We start from the raw sequence: 8,688 nt of genomic DNA, 5'->3' as shown, positions 1-8,688 counted from the left end.
CGTAAGTTCCATGCATCTGCACTATACAATGACGGCATGAGTCTGGACAATGTAAATGACTTGCAGGGCAAAGCTAAAAACAAAACAGATCAACCTTACTTCATGGTCAACCCTGAAGATTTGAAGTATGAGTATATCCAACATCTCCATGCAGTTACCATAAATAAGGATGTTGAAAAGTTATCCATTAAATCTCCAGAATATATTAAAATGGAGAAAGAAAAAGAGCATTATAAAAACACGGTGGAAACACTCAATGGAAAAGTGGATTTCCTCATGGAAAAGTTTATGAATGGGAAAATAGAATCTCATTAAATTCAAAAGTGGAATTTACATTCCACTACTCTTTTTATTTTAATTTAAACGGCAGCAAATAGCTTATTGACTACAACTTTTTTTGAAACATTACTTACCAAATGCTCTCTCGCGAAAGCAGTATATTTTATATTAACATTACCTATTACATAGGAGTCACATATTTCAGATGCTTTTTTTGACATAAAAAGTGTAAAATTGTAAATTTGGTGATGGTTGAGATCCTGGAAATGTGACTCTCTACTCATTTTTCATAAACATTAAATTTATTAAAATCACAAATTGGTAATTCACAAAAATGGAAAATGGTAATATGATACGGAAAAATAATATAAACTTAATAGAATGGATATATGAGAATATAGTTGACTTTACAGATGAGAATGACACTTCCGAGTTGACTTGGGAGAGCACACAAAAGGAGGCCTTGAGATTCCTGCAGTCCATTCCTCAAAAGGAAAGGGTTCAGAAATACGGATTCTTTTCATGCCGTTCCCATTTTATTCTTGTAGATTCATTTGATGATGTTAAGGAAGTTTTGGAAAAGGGATTTATTTCAGAAGAGAGATGCAAGGTAATCTATAGGTGGAATTCTGAAATCGGACGTGAGAACTGGGATATGAATGATGTTATGAGAGTGTTATATCCTGAGCGTGTGTATGATGAAGGAACGAATCAGAAATATGTTTATAATCCTTTTGATCGTTTTAAAAAGATTGGTATCGTTGAATGTGTCAATCCTGATGCAAAAGAGGAGAAGCTATATAAATTTACTGAGAAAGGCCATGAACTTTTTGGGGATGGATAATCGGAATTTAGTTCTCCGGATTTCTAAAAGTAACGTCGGGGCATAACTATTTAAAACCCATTTCAAGGCTATCCTATATATGCTCCGATTTATAATTAAACTTATTTTCATATCTCGTTTTTACTGATACTAATTATGGTTCATTATATTAAAATAAAACTTCTATTCATTAATTTTCATTGACATTAACATTTATTTGGCCGATATTTTCATGTCCTCTATTTTTTCAAATGTGGCTGAAAATTTTGGGATGAAACCTGATTTTTGATTTTATACATTCTAGTTTTGTTGCACATAGTTGTTGTTTATATGTTTAATCAAATCTCCAAAAATACTAGGGTTAAAAACATATTTTTTTGAAAAAAAATTAAACATTGTTCATTCAAAATCTATAGTAAGCTTTAAATAGTTCAAATTGCAATGTAGTATTGCCCATCACAAAATCAGTACAATTTTCCAGAGTGAAAGCAATTTTTCATGATGGAAACAATTTTTTTGTGATGCAGTAAATCATGAGGTGAATATCGAAAAAAAGTAACGAAAAAAAGATCAGCGTGAAATAAGGATTATAAAAAAAATATTTAATTGAATGACGAGTTAATATTTTTTACATAATCCTAATGGGGTCAGTAAGAAAAATAGAAATATTAACAGAGCCAACCAAAGCATGTTGAAATTAATATTTTCCAAAACTTAACCCAAATAAAACTATAGTTTATAGAATATATAAACATTTGTACAATTTAAAAAGCAATGTTTATCTTATTTTACATTTTGGGTAACTAAAGGAAAATCAACATTTATCTCTACTATTTCTATTTTTAATCTTTCTGACCATTTGATTGATGAAATTTTCAGATCATTGGAGTCAAATCATGAATGGAATAAGAAATCGTATAACTCAGGAAGTAATTGTTCCAGGTAACTTTCAGGCACTGGAAGAGGCCATCAGTGAAATTACTGAATGTGAAAACATCACTGATGAGGAGGAATTCTTCGATTTATACCAAATCAGGATATTGAAACTTGACTGTTGAATAACATTAACATTAAAGGAGCCAATCAAATGTTGAGAAAAGAGATAGATGGAAAACAATATGTTTTAGTCCCAGAGGAAGCATGGGATGAAATAATAGACATATTCAAAATAATTAAACAAAAAGGTGAATAGAATGGATAGCTATTTACCACATTGCGGAATTGCATATAATCAATTCGAAGATAACTACCATGGCATCCTAACTCACAATGGTGAGATTAAAGTAGCCAAAGGAGATGTTGAACACGAAATCATCTACATTGACGATGACGGTATCGTATTAGTGGATGGTGGGAAAAAAGCATTCCAGGCAATAATACACTCCAAGCTATTGAGTTTGATTCAATATGCAACCGAAGGAGATACTGCATTTGTCAAATTCATAAAAGGCGAATCATATATTGTCGGATTCAGAAAAAACAAAAGAGGTAATAGATATGGAAAGTGCAATCCGTGAAATGCAGCAAAAACTTACTGATGGTTATTGTGTTGGTTTTCTATATGCAAATGAAGGCACTCGTTTCATACTTGAAAAATCAGACGAGTTTCATTTGTTAAATTACAACTGGATAGTAATCCGTAAAGAAAACGGAATAGTCATAATAATCAACTTGGAATTCATCAGTGAAATTCGAATCATAAGGATGTCATACAAATGAGCAAGCCAAAAAGACTATATCCAAAAGAGGAACCAATGGATCCCAATCCAAAAATGATTTTCATTGGAAGTATTATATTTGCCATAGCTATTGGCTGGATTGGAATAGTAACTACAAGCATTGGAGTATTATAAAGAGGTGAAATAATGGTTAAAGCCGAAATTATAGAAAGTCCGGAAGTCACTAAAGATACTGGATTAATAACACAGGACAATGTCCCTAATGTTGATGTAGCTATCGAACAGTGGGACGCCTATCAAAAACTATGTAAAGGATTATTAAACGAAACAGATTACCAAGAAATCATAGTAAAAGAGAAAGACGAAAACGGAAACTACGTTAAAGTGAAAAGACACTTTAAGAAAAAATCAGCATGGCAAAAACTATCACGTGCATTCAATGTCGATACTGAAATAATTGATCGTGATATTGAGCGAACAAAAATGGGGAGAGTACGTGAAGCTTACTACTGCGTTAGAGCAACATTGCCAAATGGCCGTAGTGTTGAATCAGATGCATTATGCTCAAGGTCTGAAAAAGGAAAAGACAAAGTCTCAGACCACACTATAATGTCAACTGCAAAGACACGTGCAACTAACCGTGCAATAGCTGAACTGATAGGTGCAGGAGAAGTTAGTGCTGAAGAAATGTCAGCTGAGAAAATAATCCCGCCAACACAGTCAAAATTTCTAAAAGAGGATAACTCCTCTTAAATATTTTTAGGAGAGAATTAACATGAGCTTTGAAAACACAAAACAAACAATATTTACAAGTACAAAATTAGATTACGAAGAAATAGTAGAAATCCCTGAAGGATATGAAAAAGCAGAACTAAAAGACTTTGAAGACGGCAAACTCTTAAGAGGCAGACCTGAAATGTCATCTGTAACCTCATACACCTTTGACGATGACGGTGAAGAAAAAACCGTAAACAGATTCAAACTGTACATCTTTCAGGATGATGACCAACTCTACATTGAAATCAACGTCAACCTCAAAAACGATGGTGACATCCACAAAAACATCAGAAAAGGAAGCGTACTCTTTGACTTCATCACTTCCATTCTCGAATTGGAAAATGCTGGAAGTGTTGGTAAATCCAATGTCATAAGAAATGTCAACCTTAAGGAATACCGTGACTTCGTAAATGGCCTTGATGAAATGACAATCCAAGTCAAAGAGAAAACAGGAAGCTACACATATTACAGCTTCATCGTACGTGATGTTCAGATAAAATAAAGGGGTAAGCCCAAAATGGCAAGTGGTAAAGCACTGTTGAAAAAATACATCAAGGACAACCATAAGGAAGAAATTGGCATGCTCAAATCTCAAAACAAACAGTGTAAAGTCAGTATTGATTATGAAAACCTAAATCAGTTTCTGATAGATCAGTCCGGAAAGGATTTCTGGAAACATCAAATCTATGAGTACATTGATCAGATGGAAGAAATTTTCAATACTGGCAATGTTGCCCTAAAATTCATGAACGTACCTGAAAGGGACAACCTCCATGACTTGGATGCCACAAACAATAACAAATGGATAAGCACAAAAGCAATGATAAAAAACATGACAGATGTTAGAGTTGACCTGAAGCAAGCCAGCTATATCTGCAGGGAATGCGGAGCACAGAATATTGTAAATATCGCTGACCCCAATCAGGGTGAAACAATACCTAGATATTGCAGGAACCCTGATTGTGCAGGAACCAGTAAATCCATGTTTCTTGACAAGGACACAAGCATCTACAGGAACTATAGAATATTGAAGCTTGAGGAACCACTGGAGTTAAGAAGTGGTGGAAGCACTAGAGAATTCAAAGCTATTGTATTGGATTATCTTGCATCACCATTTCACAACCTTAAGGTTGGAGATGTAGTTAATGTATGTGGTACTTTCAAGATTGAACCCAGACGAGTCAAAGGAAGAAGTGACGGATACGAATTCATCATCCACGTTCACAACATTACCTTAGTAGATGATGTCTTTGAAGATTCAAGAATATCACAAGATGACGACAATGAAATAATCAGTCTGTCTAAACAGGATGATATTTTTGAATTGCTGTGCAATAGCTTAGCTCCTGAAGTCTACGGCTATGATGATGTAAAGAAAGGTCTGATACTACAGTTATTTGAAGGTAACAGGCCGATAACCGATAGCTTCAAATCCAGCATGATGGACAGATGGACAATACATGTGCTCTTAATTGGGGATCCTGGAATAGGAAAGTCCCAATTGATACAGGCAATGAAAAAGCGTGCACCTAAAAACATTACCATATCCGGAACCAATACATCACAGGCAGGACTGACAGTATCAACCGTTAAAGATGATTTGACCGGAACATGGACAATGGAAGCAGGAGCCACCGTACTTGCAGACACCGGAGTATTGTGCATTGACGAATACGATAAGCTATCCCCATCAGCACAGAAGAGTTTGAACGAACCTATGGAACAGTCAAGCGTTTCATCAGCAAAAGCTGGACTTGTACAGGTAATGTCAGCCAGAACATCAATACTTGCAGGTGCAAATCCAAAGTACAGCAAGTTCGATCCATACAAATCACATCGGGAGCAATTGGATATTCCAGAATCTAATTTATCCAGATTCGATTTGATATTTGTCTTAAAAGATGATGTTGATGAGGAAAAGGATTCAAAGCTAGCAGATGCACTCCTTAACAAGGACTATATTATCGATGAATCTGAAATCATGGATATTGAACTCTTTAAAAAATACATCACATGGATTAAGGCCAACTGCTTTCCAGTCTTAAGCAGTGAGGCAAAAACATTGCTTAGGGAGTTCTATGTCGATACAAGAAAAACAGCATTGCAAACCAGTGACGGAAAACCAATCACTCCACGAGATCTAAAGGCATTGGAGAGATTGACAATAGCTAGAGCGAAATGTGAATATCGACAGGAAGCAACAATAACTGATGCTATTGAAGCTATTGACATTTACAAAGAGGCATTAAGCGGTTTGGGATTGACATTAGCAACAGCCGGTGAGCTACATGGAATCCATTCAGAAAATGAATTAAATGTTATATCTGAAATGGAGAATATGATTAGAACAAACATTGATATTGAAGGCGTCCCATTATCTGCCGAATCAATAAGGCACTTGGAAATGGAATGTGGAGTATTATGTCATGAGAAGAGCATTAATCGTGAGGGCATATTTGACATTGCATATTCGAATGTAAAAAACTCTCTATAGGGAAGTTTTTGAAATCGTGTGTATGTGTGTATGATACACAAGTGTGTATGATTTCTAAAAACCCCTGACACCTTTTTGAGAATTGAGTATTATGAATTGAGGTTAAAAGTATGACAAAAGAAAGAGTAAACATTTCAATTGATAGTGAGCTATTAAAAAAAGCAAAAAAACATATGCCTAATCTATCTGCATTCATTGAGGAATGTTTAAGACATTACTTAGGTTATGCAGAAGGAAGAATCCCTGTAGGAAACATCAATGAAATCGCAGACAAGATTGGTAAATTGAATGTGGAATTGTTTTTAATAAATCAAAACTACGATGCAGAAGAAAGTATGAAACGGGTTGAAAACGAAGAGAAGAATAAAGCGTGGAGATTCTTATGGAATGATTATAGACCAAGATTAATTCCTGATGAAACACTACTTGAAAAAGCCGTTGAACAATTAGGAAAAAATGAAGAAGAATTAGAAGATATTCTTGACTGGGTCTACATGACAGACATTAAGGTAGATACCAATTCCTGGCAGGATGTCTTAGAAAAATATGAGAAATACAGAGAAGATGAATTCTGAAATTGAATTGGGTTATGTGTGATGCTATCATCCACATTAACTCTTTTGTTTTTTGATAGCTATTTTTTCATGGGGTTCAGTAAATGTTACTTGGGCAAGTAGAATAAACAGTGATATTGTTGCTTAAATAAAAAAAGAAAAAAGAGCAGATGTAAAAAATACATCTACTTGACAGTTATTTTAACTTTTACAGACTTTGCGTTATAGTATTTGCTTCCCGCATATTTTACAGTTGCAGTGTATTTGCCCTTTTTGGTCAGTTTGGTGATTTTGAATGTTGCAACTCCTTTGCTGTTGGTTTTAGCAGTGTATGTTTTCTTGTTGACTTTAATTGTAACTTTTGTGTTTTTCATGACCTTGTTCTGGTTGGTCTTTAAGGTTACAGTGTATTTTTTGGTTTTGACACTGCGTTTGAATGTTTTTGCCTTGGCAGTCAGTTTCGGTGTTGCCTTTTTGACTGTGATCTTTGCGGTTGCAGAAGAGTTGATGTAGTTGTCATCTCCGGTGAATGCTATTTTTGCAGTGTAAGTTTTTGGAGCATAACCGTTTGTGGTGAATTTGGCCTGACCGTTTGCATCTGTAGTTGCGGATTTTGCGCCGTTGATGTTGGCTGATATTTTAGCACCTTCGATAGGATTTCCGTTTGCATCTTTTAGGGTTACGACAATGTATTTTCCGCCGTTGTAAACTGTTGAAACAGGACTTGCAGTAATGGTAGTAGGCATTTTAGCTATTGTCAGTGTTATTGTGACAGGGTTATTTAATGTGTATGCATGATGTTCAACAGCCATCTGAGCTGAGTAGTTTCCGGCATCAAGTCCTACAGTCCAGTTCTTGTTGGTCAAAACATCATAGGTTCCGATGAGAGTATCGTTTTTATAAACTCTGACGGTAATGATTACGTCATCTACTGCAATTCCATCGGCATTTGTTGCGTTGAAAAACACTGCATCGCCAAATCCGTATGTTGAGTTGAAATTAGGAACGGTTAAATAAAGCTTAGGAACTGATGTTGAATACCAGTTGTTGCCTTCAGTGGTTGCAATGTTTCCGTAGAAAGTGCAGTCCCTTGCAGAACCTCCAGTGATGCCCCCACCGTTCTCGGCTGAACAATTGGTGAAACTACAATTAATTGCATTGTCAACAAGATTACTAATAGCTCCACCGTTCTTATTAACAGAACAGTTTATGAAACTACAGTTAATCACATTATATAATGAACGTAATGCACCACCATACTCACTTGCAAAACAGTTGATGAAACTACAATTGATTACATCATTAGGTTGATTAATTGCTCCACCGTTCTTATTAACAGAACAATTACTGAAACTACAGTTAATCACATCTTTAGATTTGTAGATTGCTCCTCCGTAGTTATTTGCAGAACAGTTAGTAAAACTACAGTTAATCACATAATTTGGTGAACATATAGCGCCACCTTGTTCATTATCATAGCAGTTGGTGAAACTACAATTGATTATATCTTTAGGTGAGTATATAGCACCACCTCCATTAATTGCAGAACTGTTGATGAAAGTGGAATTTATCACATTACCGGGGTTTTCAATAGCACCACCAAACCCACCAGAAACACTGTTGATAAAACTGCAGTTAACTACATCACCTGCAGCTGCTACGTATGCACCACCACTACTATTAGCATAGTTATTTACAAAAATGGATCTGTAAACAGATATGCCATCACCACCAGAAGACTTATGCTCATCATATAATGCACCACCGTAATTTTTAGCAGAACAGTTGGTAAAATTACAGTCATGAACAGAACCGATGCTGTATGACCAATATACAGCACCACCATTATAGTGAGCAGAGCTGTTTATGAAAGTACAATTTGAATTAATATTACTTGTAACAGTGCCCCAATAGACAGAACCACCATGATTAGCGGAACAATTTAAGAAATAAGAATCAGATATGATACCCTTATCTCCATCCCAGAAAACAGCACCTCCACGAATAGCAACACAGCCTATGAAATTAGATTTAAAAAGACTACCGTATTTACCAGACCATATGACAGCACCACCACCTCTC

General features: G+C 35.4%; 9 protein-coding genes and 2 pseudogenes. 10 read left to right on the top strand and 1 reads right to left on the bottom strand.

Features of this window, described 5'->3' with window-relative positions:
• From ACKI2P_RS08475 to ACKI2P_RS08430, 10 genes and pseudogenes are all read left to right on the top strand, one after another.
• Positions 1 to 315: pseudogene (locus ACKI2P_RS08475) on the top strand (site-specific integrase); the annotation flags it as partial.
• 313 nt (positions 316 to 628) lie between these two features.
• A complete protein-coding gene (locus ACKI2P_RS08470; RefSeq protein WP_407376809.1) occupies positions 629 to 1,123 on the top strand; it encodes a hypothetical protein in 495 nt (164 codons plus the stop codon).
• Between the two features lie 875 nt (positions 1,124 to 1,998).
• Positions 1,999 to 2,160, top strand: coding sequence for a hypothetical protein (locus ACKI2P_RS08465; protein WP_407376807.1), 162 nt, complete (start codon positions 1,999 to 2,001; stop codon positions 2,158 to 2,160).
• A 135-nt stretch (positions 2,161 to 2,295) separates the two neighbouring features.
• Positions 2,296 to 2,619 carry a hypothetical protein gene (locus ACKI2P_RS08460; protein WP_407376805.1) on the top strand — a complete coding sequence of 108 codons (324 nt, stop codon included), beginning with the start codon at positions 2,296 to 2,298 and terminating at the stop codon, positions 2,617 to 2,619.
• Positions 2,600 to 2,821 carry a hypothetical protein gene (locus ACKI2P_RS08455; protein WP_407376803.1) on the top strand — a complete coding sequence of 74 codons (222 nt, stop codon included), beginning with the start codon at positions 2,600 to 2,602 and terminating at the stop codon, positions 2,819 to 2,821. Before ACKI2P_RS08460 ends, ACKI2P_RS08455 begins: the two co-directional genes overlap by 20 nt.
• Positions 2,818 to 2,955, top strand: a complete 138-nt coding sequence (locus ACKI2P_RS08450) for a hypothetical protein (protein ID WP_407376802.1) — start codon at positions 2,818 to 2,820, stop codon at positions 2,953 to 2,955. The genes ACKI2P_RS08455 and ACKI2P_RS08450 overlap by 4 nt, the downstream gene beginning before the upstream one ends.
• 12 nt (positions 2,956 to 2,967) lie before the next feature.
• On the top strand, positions 2,968 to 3,534 hold the full coding sequence (locus ACKI2P_RS08445) for a hypothetical protein (RefSeq protein WP_407376800.1): 567 nt from the start codon (positions 2,968 to 2,970) through the stop codon (positions 3,532 to 3,534).
• A gap of 22 nt (positions 3,535 to 3,556) precedes the next feature.
• Entirely contained in the window at positions 3,557 to 4,060 is a 504-nt protein-coding gene (locus tag ACKI2P_RS08440) for a hypothetical protein (protein ID WP_407376798.1), read from the top strand.
• Positions 4,061 to 4,075: 15 nt separating this feature from the next.
• A complete protein-coding gene (locus tag ACKI2P_RS08435; RefSeq protein WP_407376796.1) occupies positions 4,076 to 6,052 on the top strand; it encodes an AAA family ATPase in 1,977 nt (658 codons plus the stop codon).
• Positions 6,053 to 6,162: 110 nt separating this feature from the next.
• Positions 6,163 to 6,627, top strand: a complete 465-nt coding sequence (locus tag ACKI2P_RS08430; RefSeq protein WP_407376794.1) for a type II toxin-antitoxin system CcdA family antitoxin — start codon at positions 6,163 to 6,165, stop codon at positions 6,625 to 6,627.
• A 164-nt stretch (positions 6,628 to 6,791) separates the two neighbouring features.
• On the opposite strand, the pseudogene ACKI2P_RS08425 reads toward ACKI2P_RS08430, so the two are convergent.
• A pseudogene (locus tag ACKI2P_RS08425) lies at positions 6,792 to 8,688 on the bottom strand (hypothetical protein); the annotation flags it as partial.

The organism is Methanobrevibacter sp., assembly GCF_045541095.1.
Classification (GTDB): Archaea; Methanobacteriota; Methanobacteria; order Methanobacteriales; family Methanobacteriaceae; genus Methanocatella.
The sequence above is the reverse complement of the archived record's forward strand: the minus strand, read 5'-3'. Positions and strand labels throughout refer to the sequence as shown.

Coding starts and splice junctions, on each gene's coding strand:
- ACKI2P_RS08470 (WP_407376809.1), top strand. CDS start 629: ATGATACGGAAAAATAATATAAACTTAATAGAATGGATATATGAGAAT.
- ACKI2P_RS08465 (WP_407376807.1), top strand. CDS start 1,999: ATGAATGGAATAAGAAATCGTATAACTCAGGAAGTAATTGTTCCAGGT.
- ACKI2P_RS08460 (WP_407376805.1), top strand. CDS start 2,296: ATGGATAGCTATTTACCACATTGCGGAATTGCATATAATCAATTCGAA.
- ACKI2P_RS08455 (WP_407376803.1), top strand. CDS start 2,600: ATGGAAAGTGCAATCCGTGAAATGCAGCAAAAACTTACTGATGGTTAT.
- ACKI2P_RS08450 (WP_407376802.1), top strand. CDS start 2,818: ATGAGCAAGCCAAAAAGACTATATCCAAAAGAGGAACCAATGGATCCC.
- ACKI2P_RS08445 (WP_407376800.1), top strand. CDS start 2,968: ATGGTTAAAGCCGAAATTATAGAAAGTCCGGAAGTCACTAAAGATACT.
- ACKI2P_RS08440 (WP_407376798.1), top strand. CDS start 3,557: ATGAGCTTTGAAAACACAAAACAAACAATATTTACAAGTACAAAATTA.
- ACKI2P_RS08435 (WP_407376796.1), top strand. CDS start 4,076: ATGGCAAGTGGTAAAGCACTGTTGAAAAAATACATCAAGGACAACCAT.
- ACKI2P_RS08430 (WP_407376794.1), top strand. CDS start 6,163: ATGACAAAAGAAAGAGTAAACATTTCAATTGATAGTGAGCTATTAAAA.